The following is a 22,742-nucleotide window of genomic DNA, read 5'->3' as shown; positions in this document are numbered from 1 at the left end:
ACTCTATATTCTATTAAACTTGATTCGCTTTATTTTTAGCAGGATGTCGTTTCTTTTTAGCCGTGGTCTTTTCGACAGGGTCTAAAATATAAGTAATTTCATCATCTTTGACATCGATCTGAATGACTTTAGGCAAATGATCTGCTGCCAAAGCCATCAATATTTCTGTGGCTAAAGCAGGCAATATACTGGCATTTAAAATGTGATCAACATTCCGTGCGCCGCTATCGACTTCCGTGCAGCGACTTAATAACAGTTCTACCAGTTCCTCTGAATATTGAACTTTGGTTTGGTACTGCTTCTCAAGGCGAGCGGTTATTTTTTTGATTTTATGATGGATAATTTGAACCAGTAAATCATCATGCAGTGGTAAATAGGGAACGATACGCATGCGCCCTAAAAAAGCAGGTTTAAATTGTTTATATAAACTTGGTTTTAACTGCTCAGCTAAGTTTTCTGCTGTTGGCCATGTCTCAATCGGTTGATTCAAACACGCCTGCATAATGGCATTCGAACCTACATTCGAGGTCAAAATAATGGTGGTATTCTTAAAGTCGATGATTCGACCTTCACCATCTTCAAGTGTACCTTTGTCAAAAACTTGATAAAAGAGTTCTTGAACATCGTTGTGTGCTTTTTCAATTTCATCCAGTAAAACGACACTATAAGGATTGCGTCGAACCGCTTCAGTCAGCACACCACCTTGACCATATCCCACATATCCTGGTGGGGCACCTTTTAAAGAAGAAACGGTATGTGCTTCTTGATATTCAGACATATTAATGGTGATCAGGTGGGATTCTCCACCATAAAGCTCATTCGCCAGTGCAAGTGCAGTTTCGGTTTTACCGACCCCACTAGGCCCCACCAACATGAATACGCCTTGCGGTTTATTGGGATCATCCAATTTTGCTTTAGATGTTTTAATTCCCTGAACCAGTTGATGTAGGGCAGAGTCTTGCCCCATAACACGCTCGGCCAGTTTGCTTTCTAGGCCGAGAATTTGTTTTATTTCATCGTTCACCATATTACCCACAGGAATACCAGTCCAGTCTGAAATAATTTCATTAATGATTTGTGCATTAACACGCTCAAACACTAATGGATTCTGGCCTTGTACATTGCTTAATTCTTCACGAAGCGCAGCAATCTCTTTTTGATCGTTGTTAGCCGTTGTATCTTGTTGGAGTCGTTTTATCTGTTCAACAAGCGCTCTTTCTTTTTGCCACTGCGTTTGAGTATGTTCAATTTCGCACTCAAGCTGCACTAGTTTTTGCTTCAAATCGTGCAAGCGCTCATGATGAATCGGTAAATTTTTATGTTCATTTTCTAAAATCTCATATTCAAGTTTGAGATTATGTTGTTGAGCAAGTATCTGATCTAACTTTACAGGTTGTGCATTCTGAGTGAGTGCTACACGCGCTGCGGCTGTATCGAGTACACTAATCGCTTTGTCTGGGAGTTGACGACCACTAATATAGCGATGTGAAGAGTGTACGGCTGTGACGATGGCTTCATCATCAATATTTAAATTAAAATGATTGGCCATGACTGGTAGCATGGCACGTAACATATCGATGGCGACATCTTCGGTTGGTTCTTCAACTTTAACGACTTGAAAGCGTCGACTGAGCGCTGCATCTTTTTCAAAATATTGTTTATATTCAGCCCATGTGGTTGCTGCAATGGTACGTAACTCACCACGAGCCAGTGCGGGTTTTAATAGATTGGCAGCATCATTTTGGCCTGCTTGACCTCCTGCACCAATCAAAGTGTGAGCTTCATCGATAAATAAAATTATAGGATGCGTGGCAGACTGAACCTCTTGAATCACTTGTTTCAAGCGATTTTCAAATTCACCTTTTACGCTGGCACCTGCTTGTAATAGTCCCATATCAAGCGTATGCAGCTGAACATTTTTTAAAGCATCAGGCACTTGGTTGTTCACGATTTTTAGTGCCAAACCTTCAACGACAGCCGTTTTTCCTACACCCGGTTCACCAGTTAAAATGGGGTTGTTTTGGCGTCGACGCATCAGGATATCGAGCATTAAACGTATTTCAAACTCACGACCAATAACAGGGTCGATAAGGCCACTTTGTGCCTTTTGGGTCAGGTTAATTGTATATTGATCAAGTGCTGGCGTTTTGTTTTTAGCCAGATGCTGTGTAGGCTCAGTGCTTTCGCTTGGCGCTGTTTCCTGTAAAACGTCTTGTTCAATACTGTTTGAGCATAGGTCCAAAAATTTATGCTTCATTGTATCGATCGGAAACAGTTCAAATTGGCTCGAAGCGCGTAATGCCATTTGATGCAAATCTGGTGCTGTTAAAAGTGCTACCAAAATATGACCTGTTCGAATGACAGGATTTTGTTCAGCTGAAGCAAGTAGCCACGCTTGCTCTAATAAACGAATAATGGATTGAGCAAATATCGGGGTGCGAGTATTTCCTTTAGGCAACTGGGAAAGGCTGAGTTGTAAATCCTTAACTAAAAAATCATGGGAAATTTTATATTTTTCAACTAATAAGTGGAGATCATTTGGCTCTTGTTGTTCTAATAATTCAAGAAAAAAATGCTCTATTTCAATTTCATAATTTTGTTGATTAATACAACTATTTGCAGACTTCTCTAGAGCAACACGTGCATGATTAGATAGCTTCTTAATTAATATTTTAAGGTTATTCATATGTAACTCAGTCATGCTTTATAGCAAAGTTTTTACAAGACAAATATGCCAATGGCTATCTGTGTTTTTAGTGTAAATATAAAATTATTTATAAATTAGCATTTTACAAGCCATTATAAATGCTATTTGGCGAGTATTTTATATATATGGCATCATAATACACAAATGAAATTTAGATAAAAAAGAAGATATATTACAAAAAACAAACACAGTTACTTTTGAGTAACATTTCTTTCCTTGACTTTAGGCACCATATTTTTGTTAAATCCAAGCGCATTATATAAGCAGAAAGTATTTACCTAGGGTGTGTATATTTTAAATCGCAGTTACTGATAATAATTTTAATTTTTTATTCATAAAGGTTTGAGGCAAGTTTTGAAAAAATATTATTTAATTTTACCTACATTCGTTTTATTAACGGTGACACCATTTGCTTTTGCAGCGGTAGAAGAGGGTATTACTTTAAAAAATAAGTGTATTAAAAATTACCCATTGGTAAATGGTGAAACTGATCACGATTTGCTAAGTTTATATGCACAGATTTGCGATAGTAAAAATAAAAAAAATGATGAGCTAAAAAATAAATTATTGGTTCAAGCTGCTAGTCGATATCAAGAACTTGGGAAAAGTTATAAAGCACTTCAACTGGTTGAAGAGTTAAATGCGCGAAATATTAATAATACATCATTAACAGATACTCGGTTTTTAGCTGGCGTTTCGATTGCAAATACGGCGTTAAACCATATGCGTCAAGAAGAAATGCGCTATTTATCTGCAGACTTAACTTATCCGCCTGCCAAAGATTTGTCTGATATTATTCGTAACTCTTTGCCTGCGCCAGATACGAGTGATGCAAAGGCCGTGGTGATCAAAGCACCAAAGAAAACCACACGTAAGACTGCGAGTTCAACCAAACAAACCACAAAGAAAACAACGGCTCAGGTGGCAAAACCCAAAAAAGTTGAGAAAGTACAATCAACAGAAGTGGCGAGCAAACCGAATACAAATCCCTTCAATTCACTTTAAAAACTTTCATTTTTGAAATAATAAAAAACAGGATTTTCATATGGCTAAGCGTGAAAGCGTCCAAAAAAAGTTACAGCGTATTCGACCACCTCGGGTACAACTGACTTATGATGTTGAAGTTGGTGATGCTAAAGAAATCAAAGAATTACCATTTGTTGTTGGTGTTTTAGGTGATTTCTCCGCGGCATCTGAAATAGAAAAAACCAAGCTCAAAGACAAAAAGTTTATTAATGTTGATTTAGAAAACATTGATGAAGTCATGGAGTCTTTAGCGCCACGTGCAGCCTATCAAGTTGAAAATACATTGACCGAAGATGGTGGACGTATGTCTGTCGATTTGACGTTTAAGTCGATGGAAGATTTTCGTCCTGAAAATGTGGTTCAACAAGTGGATCCTTTGAAAAAGTTGGTAGAAGCTCGCGAACGTTTGACTGATTTGCGCAACAAAATTTCGAATAATGAGCGCTTAGAAGATCTACTTGATCAAGTTCTGCAAAATACAGATCAAGTACGCAAAATGAGTGTGGAGGCTGAAAATGAATAATGCCCAATCCGCTGCAGTTGCTCAAGATACCACTGAAGAATTTACGCTATTAGATTCAATTGTTGAACGCAGTCGAATTGCTCGAAATGAAGAAGAGCATGATCGAGCGAAAAGTTTAATTGGCGAACTTGCTAAAGAAGTGATGGCGGGGACGATTACTGTTTCAGAAAATATGACATTATCGATTGATAAGCGTATTGCTGAAATTGATGCACTCATTTCAACGCAGCTCAGTAAAATTATCCATGACGAACAGTTTCAAAAAATTGAATCTACATGGCGCGGTTTATATTACTTTTGCCAAGAAACGCCATCTAATCCATTGATTAAGATTCGTATGTTGAATACAACGAAGAAAGAATTAATCAAGGATTTTCAAGGCGCAACGGACTTTGATCAAAGTACATTGTTTAAAAAGATCTATGAAGAAGAATATGGGTCATTTGGTGGTGCGCCATATGCCACATTAATTGGCGATTTTGAGTTTGATCGTACACCTTCAGACATGTATTTGCTGGAACAAATTTCACATGTTGCTGCAGCTGCACATGCACCCTTTATTTCTGCAGCAGATGCTAACATCCTCGGATTGGAGTCATTTACGGATATTGACCGTCCGCGTGAAGTATCCAAAATTTTTGAAACCGCTGAATATGTCCAGTGGCGTTCTTTCCGAGAAAGTGATGATGCACGCTATGTTGCATTAACAATGCCACGTGTATTGGGTCGTCTGCCTTATCATCCTAAGGAAGGTACGGCGACTGAAGGTTTTAATTTTGTGGAAGAAGTCTCAGGGCAAAATCATGATGAATATTTATGGATGAATGCAGCCTATGCTTTTGGCACGCGTTTGACCAATGCTTTTGATATGCACGGTTGGTGTGCTGCCATTCGTGGTGTTGAAGGTGGTGGTTTGGTTGAAGGTTTACCTGTTCATACCTTTAAAACCAGTGATGGTGAAGTGGTCTTTAAATGTCCAACTGAAATTGCGATCACTGATCGTCGTGAAAAAGAGCTCAGTGATCTTGGCTTTATTCCTTTAGTACACTGTAAAAATACAGATTACGCAGCATTTTTTGGTGCGCAATCGACGCAGAAACCTAAAAAGTATAATAGCGATTCTGCCAATGCGAACTCTGCTTTATCTAGCCAGATTCAGTACATTATGGCCGTTTCACGTATTGCACATTATTTAAAAGCCATGATGCGAGATAAAGTCGGAAGCTTTGCTTCGGCTGGAAACATTGAAACATTTTTAAATGAGTGGTTGGCTCAATATATTTTGCTTGATGACGGTGCTTCACAAGAGGCGAAAGCACAATATCCGCTGCGTGAAGCATCTGTCAAAGTTGTAGAGAACCCAGCACAACCGGGGCACTACAAATCTGTGGTTTTCTTAAGACCACATTTCCAGTTGGATGAGTTGTCAGTATCACTGCGACTTGTTACTGAGTTACCTCAGTCCTCAAACTAATTTGAGTGCCAACACATAATAACTTTAGAATAGGAAAAGATTACAAATGAAAGACATATACGTACAGTTCAGAGGTAAATATAAGGTCGATGGCGAGTCACGTGATACAGAGCACCAAGGCTGGTTAGAGGTGAACTCTTGGTCACACAATATTCGTCAGCCAAAGTCTGCAACATCATCAAGTGTTGGTGGTCATACGGCGGAACGTGTTGAACATTCAGATATGTTATTTGTTAAAGATTTGGATGCAACCAGTCCAAAACTTTGGGAAGCATGTTCGGCAGGTTATACCTTTGATGAAGTACAAATTGATTTTTATCGTGCAAATGGCGATAAACGTATTAAGTATCTACAAATTAAATTGAAGCATGTTTTGGTTTCAAGTGTTACACCAACCGTAAGTGAGGAAGGTGTTCCGCTTGAAGGATTTGGTTTGAAATATGCTGCTGTGGAATGGACGTATAACCAGCAAGATATTAATGGCACACAAAAAGGTGCTGTGACCAAGAAATGGTCTCTATCAAACAATACTGCATCATACGCTGCATAAAATAACTGAAAAAATAAAGGCTAACCAACGTTGGCCTTTATTTATGCGAGATGATTTTAATCAACATGAATCTAGATCAACTTTATCCCTATGGGTTTAGAAAAACGCTATTTGACCGATTACTACCGACAACTGAACAAGATCGATTGGGGATGTCTCTTCAGGAGCTACGTGAATCCGTCGCGACCGACTTAGAAGATTTGTTGAACAGTCGTATGGCCAATTTTAATGATTCAATTGATGCTTTTCCACTGGTAAAAAAGTCCATTGTTCAATTTGGAATCATTGATTTTGTTGGGTTATCGACTGCGAATCCGACCGATCGCGATAAAATTTGCCAATCGATTGCAGCGTCTATTACAGCGCATGAGCCGAGACTAAAACAAATCAAAGTCGAAATGTTGCTCGATGGGCAGAATATGGGGGCTTTGTGTTTGAGTATTCAAGCCTATTTAAATATTCATCCTTTATATGAACCCGTCATTTTTGATGCTTTGCTCAAACCGACAACACAACAATATGTTATTTCTGCAAGAGCTTAATGGGGCTGATTTGTGATTGAAGAATTATTACCGTACTACGAAAAACAATTACAAGAATTTGGGCAGCAGTCCCGTGAGTTTTCGCAAAAATACCCAAAAATCGCTCAGCGTTTATCCTTAAACCAAGAGCAAGTAGATGATCCGCATATTGAACGCTTAATTCAGTCCTTTTCTTTAATTGCAGCAAGAATTGATAAGAAACTGGCGGACAGTTACGACATCTTTACCCGGTCTTTGTTTGAGGTGATGTTTCCTCAATACCTCAAACCATTTCCTGCATGTACTGTGGTCAGTTTTGAAGACTTAAATAAGTGTAAACAATTAACTGAAGCTCATCTTATTCCTAAAAATACTGCAATAAAATCAAGAAGTTTTAAAGGTGTACAGTGTGAATTTAGCACCACACAAGAACTAAAGTTATTACCCATTGAACTGAGTCATCTCAATTTTAAAACGAATCCTAGTGCGCATATGCATTTAAATCAAAATGCAACGCTTAGCTTGGGCTTTAATATTTTTAATCAGGCACATCGAATTTTAGAAAAAGAAAATTTGCCTATTTATTTAGATGCGATATCCAATTTTCCACTACAAGTTTTGGATGCTGTGTTCCAGTCCAGCACAGGCTTTTCATTAAAGTTTGGTCATCGCGTCATCGACATCCCAAATCCGTTTAGTATCATGGGTTTTGCTGAAAATGAAAGTTTGTTGCCCTTAGATCAACATACACATCATGCATATCGGCTGTTGATGGAATATTTCTGTTTTTCTGAAAAATTTAATTTCCTCAATATGAACTTAGGTTTGTTAAAATATTTAGAAAAAGAGCAAAATCAGTTTGAAATTTTGATTCATCTTAAATTAAATTTAAATGATCAGGTCAATATTCGAAATTATTCCGAGTTGAATATCGCAAACTTTAAATTATATGTAGTACCAGTTATCAATTTATTTAAAAAACAGGCTGAACCTCAAAAAATTAATCATCAACAACTCGAATATCCTTTAATTACAGATGCTCATCATCCTGAGTTTTATCAAACTTATTCGATTACTAAAATGCAAATGATTCGTGAAAAGTCGAATAAAGATCAAACTACTTTTGATATTTATCCATTCTTTGCGATGAGTCATTATCAAAAGGATGAGACTCAGTTTTTTTATAGTTTGAATTCGGCACAGCTACAAAACAAATATGTTGAAACAGGTTATAGTATTATTTCAAAACATTTATCGCCTGAAACAACCAAATCTGATTTTATCAGTACGCAACTATTATGCTCCAATCGTGATTTACCCCATGAGGCATTGAGCCAAGCCAACAATATATTAAATTTGAATGACAGTAGTCTGGCACGGCGAGCTGTGGTTTTAAAAAGACCGAATAAACCCTATTACTTTGAACAAAATAAAAAAGAGCAATGGCGGATCATTTCGCATTTATCATTAAATACTTTATCTCTCACTAAGGGTGATGCTCTAAGCCATATTCAAGAACTACTTGAACTCTACAATCTCCCTCAGCTTAAAGAAAACCACCTTATTATTAATGCGATTCAGTCGGTTAATTTTGAATTAAAGCAAAAGATGGTGGATGCAAAACCATTCCCACTCTTTATACGAGGGTTGAAAGTAAATCTAGGGATAGATTCAAAAGTGTTTCGAGGACATAGCTTATATATTTTTAGCCAATTGTTGTCGCATGTCTTTAATCTAAAAGTCCAGATGAACAGTTTTGTCGATGTTGTTATTTCAGATGCTCAATCTCAACAGGAGTTATACCAATGCGTGCAGAACGTTGGTGGCAAGACACTTCTATAGTTGACGTACTAGTTGAACAACCGAACGCTTTTGAATTTATTCAGGCCACGCGATTATTACGTCATGCGGAAGCTCCCCATGCTCAAAAAGAAGAGGATTGGGCAAAGCAGTTTAAGTTTCATAGTTCACTGAATCTCAATTTTCCGAATGCAGAAATTGAGAGTTTGACCCTTGACGAAGAAAAAATTCACTTAACTAACTTAATGATTGGTTTAACTGGGATTCAGGGCACCTTACCGTATAGCTATACCAATAAAATTAAACAAAGTGCGCGTATACAACGGAATGAAACACTTCATTTTTTAGGTTTATTTAATCACAAGCTCACGGCGCAATATGTGGATGCATCTTTAGCTTACCATTTACCGATTCGCTATGAGATTGAGCAAGAAAACCATTACCTCGATATTTTGCATGCACTAAATGGCTATGTGAGTGCGCAGCATGAGCAGCAGGATTTAGATGATTATTTTGCTGAATTCGCTGGATTAATGCAGGGGCAAAATAATACATCACATGCGCTAAAAACCATGCTGAGTTGTGTGTTTAAGCAACCCTTTAAGATTAAAGAATTTGTTGAAGAGATTTTTCACTTGTCCCCTGAACAAAGAAGCACACTTGGGGGTAATGCTAACCAATTGGGTATTAATACCTTTTGTGGAGAAAATATCCGTCAAATAGATGGAAAGATTGAAATAGAAGTTGGCCCCGTCCCGTACACCGAGTATTTAAAATTTTTACCCGATCAAGCTGAGAGTATAAAACTCAAACGATTACTCGCGAGCTGGCTCAGTCCAACGCTTGCAGTGGATTTAAGAATCATCCTGAGGAAAGAGGATATTCAACCGATTCAGCTGGGTTCAACGATGACCATTGGTTTATCACAAGGCGCTTTTTTAATGCCGATGCCGACCGAACACAATCACGAAACCTGTTATACATTGATGGGGATGGGGCATGCTTAAGCTCTTTATTGGTACTTTGAGCAGCTTATTGTTGCTTGTCGCAGGAATCGTCATTTTTTACTGGCGTGACATTCAGTATGACCCAACTGGGGCAGACCTGCTCAATTATTTGCTTCTATTTCCACTGATTCTGTGTGTGATTTTATGGTCTCCAGTATTTATTTATCATGCAATTAAAGCTCACCAAAAGCGCAAAGAGCAACAAAAACAAGCGCAAGTAGAGCAGCATCAGGATGATGAGAACCAACAAGCTGAAGCTGTTGAAATTCAGTGGTTAAACCTGAATATTTATTCTTCGTCTGCATATAGTGCCTTTGGGGAAAATGGCGAGATTCTTGACGAGATTAAAAAATTTAAAAGCCCAGAGCTCGATACTCAATTACAAAATGCCTATGGCTTACCGATGCTGTCTTATCGCATACATGCACTAGACCATGTCATTATAAATCAGGACGATGATGAAGTCGTTGATCATCCGCGCCATCTGCGAATTCAAGCCCTGATCGAGCATCAACTAGAGCAACATGCAGAAACATTGTGGCAAATCTCACAGCATTTAAAGCAATCTGCCTTATTTTATGACAGTGAATTGGCCTATGAGTATCGTATGCATCCAGCATGGATTGATCCTACGAGTGAATATGATAGCAATGAACCAGAGGCACAACCTGATGTGCAGCAGGTTGCTAAATTAAACCGTATCAATATACATATGCTGCTGCCTGAATCGATGTTACATGTTTGGAATGAAGAACAAAGCAGTGGCGTCGTACAGGATTATTTAAGTTCATTAGGCGTGATTACGCAGCAAATTCATCTTGAGCACCATTATTTCAGTCAAGAAACAGCCTATAAAGATTGGATGCTGTTATTGGAGCAAATTTCTCAGCAGTCAGAGGAAATCACGTTCATCCTGAATGTAGATTCTGAAATTGACCAAGAACTGCTCGATGAAAAAACATGGTTAACCGACCATTACTTGCCTGCTGAATATGCCTCTAGTTGGTGCTTAGCATCATCTTCTTTACCATTACTTGATATCAAACCCTTAAAACAACTCAAGATTGCGCTAAACGAGGCCAATCTTGCCAATCATTTTGCATCCCCACCGATGAAGCAATTAGAACAATTTAAAGATATTCAGCCTTTTGTGCTGATGCTCGATGATATTACAGACATTCAAACCATGAAAAAACTTAACCAAATTTTCGATCGAAGTGGGATTGAATCGCATCACTTCATTCATACCAAACAAAGCTCTGGACATACACAGCATTTGGCCAAAGTTTTTGGATTTATGTTGAGTATGCATTTGCCTGATGAACTGATGGCGATGATTTATAGCACTGATCAATTGTCTACACATTGTTTTCTACATGCGTGTGAAGACAGTAATATCCCTGTAGAACCAACCATTTAAATTAAAAAAGAATAAGAGAGTATTGTGAATTCTTTATTTTATAACGTCTTAGGTTATGTTTGGCAGTATGTGAGCAACCCTAAAGCTATTATGGCTATATCGGGTTTTGTAGCACTAATGGCCATGTATAACGTCATTCCAGCCAAAATCTTTTGGCCTTTAATGATTTGTTATGTATGCGGGTTGATGCTGTGGGGGATTTATTTACTCATTGTACGTCGTCGACATGCAGTACAAGGTGAAAAACTTGCTGATGCTATTGCACATGATACCAATGCGGAATATGGCAAACAAAAAAACAAAGATGAACTTCATTTGATTCAGCAACAAATGAAAGAATCTATTCAGTTGATTCGAAAATCAAAACTGGGGGATAAAAAGGGTAATGCTGCACTCTACGAGTTGCCATGGTATATGGTAATTGGTAATCCTGCTGCAGGTAAAAGTTCGGCCATTTATAATTCGGGTTTAAAGTTTCCTTTTGAAGAAACTCATCAAAAATCAGTTTCTGCTGGACTCAGCGGAACACGTCAATGTGATTGGTTTTTTTCAACAGAAGGCGTGTTATTAGATACTGCGGGTCGTTATTCCGTTTATGCGGAAGATCATTTTGAATGGTTAGGTTTTTTAAATATCTTGAAAAAAAACCGCTCAAAAGCACCAATCAATGGCTTGATCGTGATTGTCAGTATTGCTGAGTTAGTGAGTAACAGTCCAGAAAAGTCGATCAAACTGGCAAAGAATTTACGTGCACGAATTCAGGATCTTACTGAGCGCTTAGAAGTTTTTTCACCTGTTTATTTGGTCTTCTCTAAAATGGATCTGATAGCAGGCTTTACTGAGTTTTTTGAATGTTATGAAGTCGGTGAGTTTGATCAGGTTTGGGGGGCAACACTGCCTTATACAACCGATGGGGCCAATAATGCTGTTGAACTGTTTGAAAAACACTATTCCATCTTATATGACGGTTTAAAAGGCGTCAGTACGACACATCTCAGCCGTCGACACTCGCAGAATATTTCTCCAAGTGTCATGACATTTCCTTTAGAGTTTAAGAGCTTAAAGCCTGCGTTAAAGACATTTATCGGCACACTGTTTGAAGATAACCCTTATCAATTTAAACCTGTTTTTCGTGGCTTTTATTTCACCAGTGCACTGCAAGAAGGCATTATTGAAAGTCCAATGACTGAGCAAATCGCTCAAGACTTTTTATTGCAAAAAGGTTTGGATAATGAAAATGGCATTCCAACAAGGTCTGTCTCGCAAAACCATGGCTATTTTTTAAAAGGTTTATTTTCAGACATTATTCTGAAAGACAAGAACCTCGTTAAACAGCATATTAACCCTAGCCGAAAGCGTCAACGTTATATTGCCTTTGTTGCAGCTTTATTTGGTGTAGCTATTATTCTAAGTCTATGGGTGTGGTCTTATCGGAATAATCAGCAATTAATTGCAGACGTACAAGCTGATTTAGACAAAGTCGTTTTACTTGAAAAGCAATCGGGTCAAGAGTTGTCTACACAACTGAGTGCACTATTGATTTTACAGGAACGCATGCAGCAGTTGGACCAATTTGAAGACAATCGTCCTTTAAAACTGGGTTTTGGTCTATATCAGGGAGATGAGCTGCGGGAGAAGCTAAAAACTGAATATTTAAAGGGTGTTGAGCAAATTGTATTGATTCCAACACAACAAAATATAGCCCAATATCTACAGCGGGTGGAAAGCAATGAAGAGAAATTGCGTACAAACCATGCAAATGTAGAGCTGACGCCTGTTGCAAAAACACAGCAATATTTAGAGCCTAATGATGCAAATCCACAAGATGCATACAATGCTTTAAAAGCCTATTTAATGATGGGTAATACTCAATATATGGATGCAAGTCATTTAAGTGATCAAGTCACACGTTTCTGGCGTTCATGGTTGGATAATAATCGTGGTCAAATGCCGCGCGGAGAAATGATCCAAAAGGCAGAGCAAATTTTGTCGTATAGCATGACTTTAGTTGGCGATCCTAAATTTCCAGTACTCAGCTCAGACAGCTTGGTGGTGGATCAAACGCGTCAAGTTCTTCTGTCTGTTATTCGTGGAATGCCTGCACGAGACCGAGTTTATAATGAATTAAAAATGCGTGCGGCTGTCCGTTATCCAGCATTAACCATAAAGCAAATGCTTGGCGATGCCAATCAAAATGCAATCTTAGGGAGTTATGCCTTACCGGGTATGTTTACACATGCTGCATGGTCAGAATATGTTGAACAAGCCATCGATGAAGTTGCAAAACGTCCTACGGATACTAAAGACTGGGTACTGAACAGCACACAGTCGGATGACTTATCATTTAGTGGTAGCCCAGATCAAATCCGTAAACAGCTCACAGAACTGTATAAAAAAGAATATATTGCAGAGTGGCGGAAATTTTTAGGTGCGATACATTATGCAAAAGCTAAGGATTATGGACAACAGGCGAGTTTCGTTCAAGTTTTAGGCGAGCCTGAAAACTCACCCATTCGAAGTGTTTTTGATCGCGTTGCGAAAGAAACCAGTTGGGACAATCCAGTCGTAATGGCAGAGCTGGCAGCGCCGCAAACAGGTTTTGTGGCTTGGTTTAAGCGCAAAGTATTAAGACGAGATGAGACTCAGCTTGATGCCAAAGTCATGAATCAAGCGCAAGGCCCGATTTCTAAAGAATTCCAGATGTTTTATCAGTTGGTGCGTAAGCGTGACGACCAACAAAATAAGTCTTTACTTGATGAATACATGCAATCTTTAGCGCAAGTTCGAAGTAAATTCAATGACTTGAAAAATTCAGGGGATATTGGACCATCTGCGATGAGTTTAGTTAAGTCGACCATTAATGAGCAAAACTCTGTTTTTAATACAACGCAGAAGCTGGTCGATGAAAAAATGTCCGTTGGTTTGTCTGAGGTTGATCAGAAACTGCTCCAAAAGCTGTTGATGTCGCCACTGACACAATCATTTGAAAGTTTAATTCTCCCAGCACAAGATGAGATGAATAAGCTATGGATTATGCAAGTCTATCAACCTTTCAATACAAATCTGAGTAAAAAATATCCATTTAACTCTTCAGCGACACTACAAGCAACCAGCAATGAAATTAGCCAGATTCTTGGTGAAAATGGCAGTATTGCGCGTTATGTCAAAGAGTATCTTGATCCACTGGTTATTCGTCGTGGTTATACCTTGACTTCTAAGACGTGGAAAGATTTAGGGATTAGTTTAAATCCACAATTTGTAATGAATTTTCAGAGCTATGTTGCGCCAAGTAATGGCATGGCAACAGGAGCGTTAAATCAAGCTTCGTCTGCACCTGCTGCTACGGCGCAATCCAATTTTCAATTTTACCCAATTGAAAATCCTAAGTTTTTATCCTATACCATTGATATTGATGGACAAAGAATGCTTTATGAAAACGGCATTCAACAATGGGTGAATTTTGTATGGCCAAATGCCGGAGCAATTCCAGGTGCACGTATTACAGCCATTGATTTAGATGGGAAAACGCATACGATTTTTGAGGCGCCTGGTGAATATGGTATTAATCGTTTAATTGACGGTGCTGAGCGAACGCAACGTGGCGGAAGCTATGAAATGATTTGGAGAAATCAGCAAAATCCAGAGCTTGCAGTAAAAGTCAATTTCCGTTTAATCAGCGGGGACGCCAATGGTGGAGTAGGCGGGCAGCGCAGTTACAATGGTATGCAACTGGTCGATCAAATTGTCACCAATAAATCCGTACGTGTGGTGGCAGCGCAAACCACACCTTCAGCAACAGCTGCAAGTCCTAAAGCTCCAACACCAGGTATACAGGAGCCTCGTTTATGATTTCTAGAAAGTGGCTAGGTTGTAAGGAGTATTGCGATGGATGAACTGCGTACCTTAGCTTTATATTATGGAAAATGTCCTGCACGTGGTGATTTCTTAAAAACACGCGGCCAGTATGCCTTAATTCAACTGATTGATCAGTGGATTACTGAAGCATTAGAACATGCCATGCAATCAGAGGGATTTAGTCAAGCGTATGAAAAGCTACCTTCATTAGACTTTTTTATTGCCAATCCACAAGAAAATAATTTTCTTGTGGCAAATTTGATAGCCAGTCACGACAGTTCTGGCCGTCAATTTCCAATGGTATTGAGTCATTTATTAGAAGTTGAAAATAGTTTTGATAATATTATTTATGCGCCATATCGCTATAAGCAAACTTTAATCGACTTATTTCAAAAGAATCGTGTGGTGCGTTCGATACGCGACCCTAATATCGTGATCGATAAATTATCTAAATTAAATAATGAGATACAGGTTTTTAATAACAGCGAAGTTTCGGCATTTTATGAACACCATACGATACATTCATTTGCTCAATTACTGAGAATGAGCAGTTACGAGCTTGCACAAAGCATGATTGGACTCGGGTTATTGTTACAACCCGTTATTCAATATGGTACTAGTCGCTTAACTAAGGTGTTGATTTTACCTATTAATAACTCTAGCTACTGCTATGAAATTGCAGCTTTTTGGGTCAATCTAATCAGTTTTTTTATCCAAAATCAAAATGCTGAGCTTCTGATAGGGGTTTTACATAGCGAAAAACCTGTACTGCTTTTTGGCTTTCAAGGAGCAGATATTATGACCTTAAGTGAAATTTTCACGCAAAAGTTAGATTCAGATCACTGGGTCTCATTGGTCCAAGCGAATTGGATTGATGCATATTTAGAGCAAAATGCTGGTTTGGCAACGCTGGAGCAAGCTTTGTGTGAGCGGCAATTGAGCTTAATACAAGCTGTGAAACTTTTTAAAAAAACTTTTATAGATTAATAAAATATGAAAATAAATCATAGATTTAAGTCGAATAAATGGCTGCTGACTTTAACGTTGGTTTTGAGCGTGAATGTCTGGGCTGAACCGATTATTGTTGAAGGTGTTGTTCCAAATGAGGCCAGTAAGCAAATCATTTTGAATAAGATGTACAGTGTTTATGGTGCTGACCAAGTGATTGATAAAGTAAAGGTTAAAGCAGTTAGCGCTCCGAATGGTTGGAGTGAATCTGTTGCGAATATGGTGGTTCCAGAGTTAAAAAAAGTTCACCAAGGTAAACTTTCTGTACGTGGTACGCAAATGGAACTTAATGGAAAAATATCGAGTTCAAATGAAATTCAGCCAACAACAAACTTATTCCAAAGTCTAGTAACGTCACCATATCGCTTAAATGCACAGCTTTCTGTCAATCAGGCTGAACAGCAAATTATAGATGAAGCGCTTAAAAACAGAATTATAGAATTTGAATCTGGCAGTGCAGTTTTGGCTGCGAGTGGGACTCAGATCTTAGATGAAATGGCGGTGGCTCTAAATAAGGTTGGTGGGAAAAAGGTTAAAATTATTGGACACACAGACAGTTCAGGTGACGCTGCAAAGAATCTTGCTTTAAGTAAAGAACGTGCTGTGGCTGTTAAAAACTACTTGATCAATAAAAGTATTGCAGCAGAACGTTTAAGCGTCGAAGGTTTGGGCTCGAACAAACCTGTTGCTGATAATGCAACTGCAGATGGCCGTAAGAAAAACCGTCGAATTGAATTTGATGTGATCTAAGTTATTTATAAGAAGCCACAATTGTGGCTTCTTATAAATAGCTTAAATTTCGTATAATGTATATTATGTTAAATCCGATACACCTAATCATAACTTCATATCCTTCTTACTTAAACCACAATTCAATGACTTAAGTGATTTCTATTTCACTTATAAAATATGATATGTTGACCTTAAGAATACTTCATAAACTTTACTATGTTTGCTTTAAAAACAATTCATTTAGAAAAGAAAGTCTCAAACGAAAATCAAATTATTCTTTTATTTGATCTGGATTCATCTTGTCCATGTTTGTACCCCATGCTGTACACAATGAAGTTCCTTAGATTTCAAAGCATATCCACGCAGCATGCAGATTTAATCGCAATAAAATTTTGGTATGAATTTTGGCATGAAAAGTTTTCGACATCCTTTTGTGAGTCGTTCTACTCGACATCCTATAATTTTGAGATCATTCAAGGTGAAATTGATAATTTCATTGTCTATTTAGAAAATAATAAAAAAATTGAAAGCAATCTTATTCGGCTAAGAAATACAGACCATACTAATTACACGACAATTGGTCATAGAATTAGATCCTTTCTAAAGTTTTACAGCTTTTTGATTGATGAATACCTAAGCATCCAATCACAGCCACAACTTACTTTGAAGGAGATTCAAAAAATTAAAGAAAACTTGAATAAATACATGACAATAAAGAAAAAAATTATAAATAATTTTTCAAAAGCTAATAAAACAATTAAAAGTGAGATAAATCACAATTTTAAAAGTATGAATCAGGAAATGATTAAAGGATTGTATTCAGTTATTTCACCAAGTAATTCTAATAAATACAATGAATTAAATCCTTTTAGATCTAAAAGCGTACAACTCAGAAACTTTCTGATCATACATCTCATGCTTAACTATGGTCTTAGAATTGGTGAACTCATGCTACTAACAACCAATTCCATTAAAAAATCGATTCAGAAACATAACTTTAGTTTAATTATTACAAACACAAATGATGAGTTCGATGATCGATCAAAAAAGCCAAAAATCAAAAATGAATATTCATACCGAGTAATTCAACTACAGGAACGAGACTATAGAATTCTTCAAATTTATATAAATGAAATACGAAAAGAAATTCCTTCACAAATCTTATTTACATCTTTAAAGCCTCCCTACTCTGCTTTAAGTTATGCCAGTGTTAAAAAGATATTTGATCAAGTAGATTTGTCATTAAAAGCATTGTTACCTGAGTGCTTTGATACTTCAGCTTATGATTCAATAGAACGTCTAACTCCGCACGTATGTAGACATTCTTGGGCTTATATGATGTTAAGTTTTTCTTTTGAGAAATATAAGAAAGAAAATGCTAGTCACTCTGATCTCAAACAAAGTGTAAATGATGCTCTACTAAAAGCACAGGATGATCTAAGAGCCTTAGGTGGTTGGTCACCTACAAGTACAATGCCCATATATTATGGTAAACGCTTTATTGTAGAACGTGCTAATTTTATGAACTTGGCTCGGATCATAGATTCCAGTATTAAATTGTGATTGATAAGAATATGTCTCAACTTAGTCTAGATTTTGAAAAAATTGATGATAGTTCTAGTGAATTTATTATTTTCTATGATGCTGACCTTAGGCTCATAGAGTCTTTACACTTGCCAACAATCATTCGATTTCATAGAGCTGATAAGTTTGATAGTAAGTTCATTCAAACATCAAACGATGTTTGGAATTTTTCTTATTCAGGAAAAAAGATTCTCTTAAACTTCTCAAATTTCAGTACATCAGAGAAAAAATTGGCTAAATTTTTTCTAGCTAATTACATTCAGGTTAATACACCATCTGCACTTGAAGCTAAATTTCAGGCTTACACTTTTGCCATAAAGTCGCTAAAAACTAGAAATCTGAAGCTTGATTATCACAATTCGAAATCTTTATTGGTTGATTTAGCAAAAGTCGATAATTCTACATACTATTATCATTTTAAGTTTTTGGTGAAGCTATTATTTCTCGAGAACTTTTCATGCTTTGATCTTGATCAGGAATATGAGTTGGGATTTCTTGAACGTCCCAAAGCATTTAATTCAAGATTATATTACCAACAATACGAAGATGCGATTGATTACCCTCTTATTTCAATGATTCAACAAGGATTTATCAAGTTAAAACAAGTTATTAAGGATGATTTTCAAAGTATTGATAATCAAAAACTACTTTACGCATCAATACTTGGATTGGTGTATGTAACTGGTCTTAGACCTGTGCAATTAGCTAAACTAGCTGCTGAAGATATAAAAATAGATACCACACGTACGGTAGATCAATTTCATCGCTATAGCATACTAATTCCCTATGCAAAACAAGCACGCTATGTACATGAGAAAATAGCTGTAAAACTTCCAGAAGAAGTTGCTGAAATCATCATTGCTTATATTGAAAGATTTGACTTGAGTCCAAAAGATAAGTTATTTGATTTAGGTGAAAATTCTGCTCGTTTTTGCTCAAAAGCGATTAATACACAATTATTTAATTTTGCTCCTGAAGCCTATAGAGAAGCTGTTCTTTCTGGTGAAATGATAAAGCAAAAGTACTCCTTTTCTGATTTTAGGCATCATGTTGGCTATAGTTTGGCAATGGCAGGTTCTTCAGCTGAGGAAATTGCATATATCTTAGGTCACTCTTCTGTTGTAACAGCCAGACATTATATTTTTTCTACCCCAGAACTAGCTCAAATTAGAGCGCAGGCACTTGGTAAAAATTCTCTGTATAGACAAATGATCGCTATGCTTCTGACTGGAAGGCTCGTTTATAAGAAAGATTGGCATCAGAAAAAAGTACTAGGAAATATCGGTAGCAAAATTCATTATGATATTGGTGGGTGCTCCTACGAAGACAAATGTTTATTTCAACCAGTTCGTAATTGCTATGGTTGTATGTATTTTCATCCTTTTATTGATGCTAGCCATAATCATGTTTTAGAAAGCATACAAAATGAAATAAACGATCTTATTAAGCTATCAGATGGAATTGGCGTATCTAGAAATCCATTGATTCGAGTGCATGAGTCAACTAAATTCGAAATTGAATCTGTAATAGCTCGTTGCGCATTACAGAAGGATGATAGCCATGAATATTGAAAAATATAATACTTTTATTGAAGAACAAAAAAATTACTTTAATCAAAATTTACAGTCTAATTTTAAATGGGATTGGAATGACTCATCTTGGTATGGTGGTACGGTTGGATCAGGTTGGTTGCTATCAGGAAGTGGGCAGAGTCATTTTACTTTTGGACGTATTAAACGATTGAGGGGGGTAAAGGACACCAAAATTGATGAAAAATTTCAAGAATTTATTAAATCTGTACTTATTCTTAGTTATCGTAAATCTAACTCCAAAGCATCTCCCCAAAAGCTATATGCAGAATTTTTAATCCTGAAGCGTTGGTATAGTGCTCTACATGCTGAAAAAATGGAGAGCATACATCCCTGCCATTTATCTACATTAATATTAAATAAGTCTTTTGAAATTTTGGCAGAAAATTCTAGTAAAACGAATCTTCCTGATCATGCTGGTACATACCTTAGATTACAGGAGATGTTAAATCATTACGCTTTTACTGAACAACCTTTAGAATTTTCTCAAAAATACCTATACATAAACCGTCAGAATAGAACCCCAAATGCTAAGAAGACAAAAGCTTTAATTGATCAATTGGAACTAGATGATGATGATCTTGATAAAGAAAAGCTGATTTCAATTCGTACATTTATAAATATTGTTTCACTCATCAGTTTGTGTGAGACGAATGGTGAAAAGATTGTTCTAAATCTTTTATTATTGCTTATTGTTACTGGTTTACGCTCAACAGAAGCAATTCTTCTAAAAACAGATGCATTGATCAAACAACCTATTCTTGATCCAGTAACAAAAGAGCATTTAACTTTAGATGGCAAAAAGCAATACACTTTGGGAATTCAATATCATGGTGCGAAAGGAGCTGGCTTTAGAATTCACTGGGTTGAGCCATTATCTGCAAATTTAGTTGAGACAATATTTCAATCTGTGTTAGAACTCACCAAAGAATATAGAGAGCATCTTCATTATATTAGGTCAAAAAATTGCTCAGATTTCTTGCCAAAATCTATTGATGATCTTGATCAAGATTATGTGGAGATAGATGATCTGATTGGAACTGTTTTTGGAGTTAAAGATACCTATAGAGGTCGAGCGGGTCAGCGTGAAGTTGTCATTAAGACTCTTAAAAATACGCCTATTTTTAAGGGGAATAAATCTGGTCAAAAGGTCGAAAAATATTATTTAAAACATGATATTAATGCTTTCATCAAAGGATTAGCTAACTATGACTCTGAACATCCTATAGACCATGTTTTTAATTATGAAGGAAAAACGGAAAAAATCGCTTATGAAGATTTACTTTTTATTCATGAGTTTAAATCAGCAACTTTAAAAAGATCATTTTCAAACAAAACGAATGTAATTCCACTCAACATAAATATTGTGAATAGTTTCTTAGGCAACTCTACACATATTTCAGTTTTTGAAAAATATAATTTACTTGAGAATGAAGCAGAACATTCAAAGCTTACAAGTCATATCCCACGGCACAACATCAATACTTTTCTCGCTCTCAGTGGTTTAGCTGAACATTTGCAAGCAATGCTTATGGGGCGTGTAGATATCAAGCAAAACCAGTATTATCAACACTTAGCGTTAAAACAACGTAAGGTCACAGCTAGTTTGTTAGAAAAACAAGAATTGGCTCTTTATGAAAATGCTAAGCAAGAACTCAAGCCAGAATATCCAATTGATTCTATCAAAATTGATGGATTAATGTACTTTTCAGACAAATTGGATCTAGAAAATAACCTAAAGATGAATTTACAGACATTTGATTCAAAAAGTGAAATGGCAAGCTATGTAAAAAACTCCTTTTTTGATGAATATTTTCAAGATATCGCTGAATCTTTTAATGAGTTGGTTAAAGAGGATCAATCATTTGCGAATTCATTAGTTCAACGCCATGCTTGTTTATACCCCTTGCCTTTTGGTGGGTGTATGCGTGAAGTTGCTGTACACGATTGCCCTAAACGTCTTGCCTGCCAATCAGGTGATCAATGTGGAAACTTTGCTTTAACTGGACGTAAAGGTGAATTAGAAGCTCTACATCATACTTTGAATGAATTACTAGATAAGTTTGCACAAATAGAGCAAATCGTAATCCATGATTTATCTTATAGAGAAATGCTTGAGGATTTGCGTCAAAAAATACTTTATTTAAGTGACTTAAAGACAAAAGCACTTGATAGGCAAAATAGTTTAACTCCTATTCCCGTTTTTCCTTATGGCGATGCGATCACTAAATTACCAACAACCTTAAGTGAACTATTCGCTATAGAACAGCAAAAAATTGAGACTAAGGAAGCCTAATATGTTACGTGGCAAACAATTAGATGAAGTCATCGAACAAGAATTGCAAATGATGTTAGTTGAAGGTTTTGAAAAATCCCCTATTTCGCACAAATCTCTTCATAGCCGTCTAACATCTAAGGGCTATATATCAGGTGGGCTAAGTACTTTGAGTTCTGCTGAACGGAAGAAGCTTATATCTTTATATGTATCTGAGCAGATTTCGCCACTACATCTAAAGACTAAAGAACAGCAACTTTATGTAAATAAAAAGACAAGGCAGGCTCTTACGGACACCAATAAAAATCTACGCACTCAAATTGATGATTTGGAGTCACAGCTTCATCAGAATACAGAAACGCTTATAGATATTATTGAAGAGGTAAAGCTTAGAACAAACTTGAAAGTTGATCATCTCTTAGCTCCACATCTCCTTAAAAAATATCTTTCAAGGGAGTAATATTTTAGGGTCAACATTGAGTGTTTGTGAGATTTGGTAGAGTTTTTCAACAGTAATGCTGACTTCTCCCCTTTCAATTCGCCCCAAATAGCTACGATCAATTGTTGTTGATAAGGCTAATTGTTCTTGGCTAATAGATTTATTTTTTCGAGTTTCCCTAATTTTTGCGCCAATCGACAGTGCTAGTTCTTGATTCATAGGTGACTACCAT

Annotated in this window: 17 protein-coding genes; 15 read left to right on the top strand and 2 right to left on the bottom strand. The window is 36.8% G+C overall.

Features of this window, described 5'->3' with window-relative positions; all coding sequences use genetic code 11:
• Positions 1-13: 13 nt before the first annotated feature.
• Positions 14-2,701: a type VI secretion system ATPase TssH gene (gene tssH / locus PTT44_RS04255; protein WP_435781946.1), complete on the bottom strand. Its 2,688-nt coding sequence runs from the start codon at positions 2,699-2,701 to the stop codon at positions 14-16.
• 360 nt (positions 2,702-3,061) lie between these two features.
• Here tssH and PTT44_RS04250 point away from each other — a divergent pair, with 360 nt between their 5' ends.
• From PTT44_RS04250 to PTT44_RS04180, 15 genes are all read left to right on the top strand, one after another.
• Positions 3,062-3,712, top strand: a complete 651-nt coding sequence (locus PTT44_RS04250) for a hypothetical protein (RefSeq protein ID WP_168159933.1) — start codon at positions 3,062-3,064, stop codon at positions 3,710-3,712.
• A 40-nt stretch (positions 3,713-3,752) separates the two neighbouring features.
• Positions 3,753-4,256, top strand: a complete 504-nt coding sequence (gene tssB, locus PTT44_RS04245) for a type VI secretion system contractile sheath small subunit (protein WP_078389295.1) — start codon at positions 3,753-3,755, stop codon at positions 4,254-4,256.
• Positions 4,249-5,730, top strand: a complete 1,482-nt coding sequence (tssC, locus tag PTT44_RS04240; protein ID WP_004693079.1) for a type VI secretion system contractile sheath large subunit — start codon at positions 4,249-4,251, stop codon at positions 5,728-5,730. The genes tssB and tssC overlap by 8 nt, the downstream gene beginning before the upstream one ends.
• Positions 5,731-5,776: 46 nt before the next feature.
• Positions 5,777-6,280, top strand: coding sequence for an Hcp family type VI secretion system effector (locus PTT44_RS04235; protein ID WP_004693082.1), 504 nt, complete (start codon positions 5,777-5,779; stop codon positions 6,278-6,280).
• Positions 6,281-6,345: 65 nt separating this feature from the next.
• The gene (gene tssE / locus PTT44_RS04230) at positions 6,346-6,822 is read left to right on the top strand and encodes a type VI secretion system baseplate subunit TssE (RefSeq protein ID WP_010326723.1); all 477 of its coding nucleotides are present in this window, start codon (positions 6,346-6,348) and stop codon (positions 6,820-6,822) included.
• 12 nt (positions 6,823-6,834) lie between these two features.
• Positions 6,835-8,643 (top strand): type VI secretion system baseplate subunit TssF, encoded by a 1,809-nt coding sequence (gene tssF, locus PTT44_RS04225; RefSeq protein ID WP_168159931.1) that lies wholly within the window; start codon positions 6,835-6,837, stop codon positions 8,641-8,643.
• Positions 8,607-9,608 (top strand): type VI secretion system baseplate subunit TssG, encoded by a 1,002-nt coding sequence (gene tssG, locus PTT44_RS04220; RefSeq protein ID WP_273795544.1) that lies wholly within the window; start codon positions 8,607-8,609, stop codon positions 9,606-9,608. The genes tssF and tssG overlap by 37 nt, the downstream gene beginning before the upstream one ends.
• Positions 9,601-11,028: a hypothetical protein gene (locus PTT44_RS04215; protein WP_168159929.1), complete on the top strand. Its 1,428-nt coding sequence runs from the start codon at positions 9,601-9,603 to the stop codon at positions 11,026-11,028. The genes tssG and PTT44_RS04215 overlap by 8 nt, the downstream gene beginning before the upstream one ends.
• Before the next feature lie 90 nt (positions 11,029-11,118).
• Positions 11,119-14,877, top strand: coding sequence for a type VI secretion system membrane subunit TssM (gene tssM / locus PTT44_RS04210; RefSeq protein ID WP_171527568.1), 3,759 nt, complete (start codon positions 11,119-11,121; stop codon positions 14,875-14,877).
• A 36-nt stretch (positions 14,878-14,913) separates the two neighbouring features.
• A complete protein-coding gene (gene tagF, locus PTT44_RS04205; protein ID WP_168159927.1) occupies positions 14,914-15,870 on the top strand; it encodes a type VI secretion system-associated protein TagF in 957 nt (318 codons plus the stop codon).
• Positions 15,871-15,876: 6 nt separating this feature from the next.
• Positions 15,877-16,641 carry an OmpA family protein gene (locus PTT44_RS04200; RefSeq protein ID WP_168159926.1) on the top strand — a complete coding sequence of 255 codons (765 nt, stop codon included), beginning with the start codon at positions 15,877-15,879 and terminating at the stop codon, positions 16,639-16,641.
• A 198-nt stretch (positions 16,642-16,839) separates the two neighbouring features.
• Positions 16,840-18,186: a site-specific integrase gene (locus tag PTT44_RS04195; protein WP_168158986.1), complete on the top strand. Its 1,347-nt coding sequence runs from the start codon at positions 16,840-16,842 to the stop codon at positions 18,184-18,186.
• Positions 18,187-18,197: 11 nt separating this feature from the next.
• A complete protein-coding gene (locus tag PTT44_RS04190; RefSeq protein ID WP_168158987.1) occupies positions 18,198-19,778 on the top strand; it encodes a site-specific integrase in 1,581 nt (526 codons plus the stop codon).
• Positions 19,768-22,092 (top strand): hypothetical protein, encoded by a 2,325-nt coding sequence (locus PTT44_RS04185; RefSeq protein ID WP_273795543.1) that lies wholly within the window; start codon positions 19,768-19,770, stop codon positions 22,090-22,092. The genes PTT44_RS04190 and PTT44_RS04185 overlap by 11 nt, the downstream gene beginning before the upstream one ends.
• Position 22,093: 1 nt before the next feature.
• Positions 22,094-22,531, top strand: a complete 438-nt coding sequence (locus PTT44_RS04180) for a hypothetical protein (RefSeq protein ID WP_168158989.1) — start codon at positions 22,094-22,096, stop codon at positions 22,529-22,531.
• On the opposite strand, the gene PTT44_RS04175 is transcribed toward PTT44_RS04180, so the two are convergent.
• Complete coding sequence (locus PTT44_RS04175) at positions 22,520-22,729, bottom strand: helix-turn-helix domain-containing protein (protein WP_087445546.1); 210 nt, start codon at positions 22,727-22,729, stop codon at positions 22,520-22,522. The two genes, PTT44_RS04180 and PTT44_RS04175, sit on opposite strands and share 12 nt — an antisense overlap.
• Between the last annotated feature and the right edge of the window lie 13 nt (positions 22,730-22,742).

Source organism: Acinetobacter sp. Gutcm_16 (assembly GCF_028649355.1).
GTDB classification, from domain to species: Bacteria; Pseudomonadota; Gammaproteobacteria; order Pseudomonadales; family Moraxellaceae; genus Acinetobacter; species Acinetobacter johnsonii.
This window is presented reverse-complemented; position numbering and strand designations above follow the sequence as displayed.

Excerpts from the sequence above, each read along its gene's own strand:
- tssH (WP_435781946.1), bottom strand. The coding sequence starts at position 2,701 with ATGACTGAGTTACATATGAATAACCTTAAAATATTAATTAAGAAGCTA.
- tssB (WP_078389295.1), top strand. The coding sequence starts at position 3,753 with ATGGCTAAGCGTGAAAGCGTCCAAAAAAAGTTACAGCGTATTCGACCA.
- tssC (WP_004693079.1), top strand. The coding sequence starts at position 4,249 with ATGAATAATGCCCAATCCGCTGCAGTTGCTCAAGATACCACTGAAGAA.
- PTT44_RS04235 (WP_004693082.1), top strand. The coding sequence starts at position 5,777 with ATGAAAGACATATACGTACAGTTCAGAGGTAAATATAAGGTCGATGGC.
- tssE (WP_010326723.1), top strand. The coding sequence starts at position 6,346 with ATGAATCTAGATCAACTTTATCCCTATGGGTTTAGAAAAACGCTATTT.
- tssG (WP_273795544.1), top strand. The coding sequence starts at position 8,607 with ATGCGTGCAGAACGTTGGTGGCAAGACACTTCTATAGTTGACGTACTA.
- PTT44_RS04215 (WP_168159929.1), top strand. The coding sequence starts at position 9,601 with ATGCTTAAGCTCTTTATTGGTACTTTGAGCAGCTTATTGTTGCTTGTC.
- tssM (WP_171527568.1), top strand. The coding sequence starts at position 11,119 with ATGGCTATATCGGGTTTTGTAGCACTAATGGCCATGTATAACGTCATT.
- tagF (WP_168159927.1), top strand. The coding sequence starts at position 14,914 with ATGGATGAACTGCGTACCTTAGCTTTATATTATGGAAAATGTCCTGCA.
- PTT44_RS04200 (WP_168159926.1), top strand. The coding sequence starts at position 15,877 with ATGAAAATAAATCATAGATTTAAGTCGAATAAATGGCTGCTGACTTTA.
- PTT44_RS04195 (WP_168158986.1), top strand. The coding sequence starts at position 16,840 with ATGTTTGCTTTAAAAACAATTCATTTAGAAAAGAAAGTCTCAAACGAA.
- PTT44_RS04190 (WP_168158987.1), top strand. The coding sequence starts at position 18,198 with ATGTCTCAACTTAGTCTAGATTTTGAAAAAATTGATGATAGTTCTAGT.
- PTT44_RS04185 (WP_273795543.1), top strand. The coding sequence starts at position 19,768 with ATGAATATTGAAAAATATAATACTTTTATTGAAGAACAAAAAAATTAC.
- PTT44_RS04180 (WP_168158989.1), top strand. The coding sequence starts at position 22,094 with ATGTTACGTGGCAAACAATTAGATGAAGTCATCGAACAAGAATTGCAA.
- PTT44_RS04175 (WP_087445546.1), bottom strand. The coding sequence starts at position 22,729 with ATGAATCAAGAACTAGCACTGTCGATTGGCGCAAAAATTAGGGAAACT.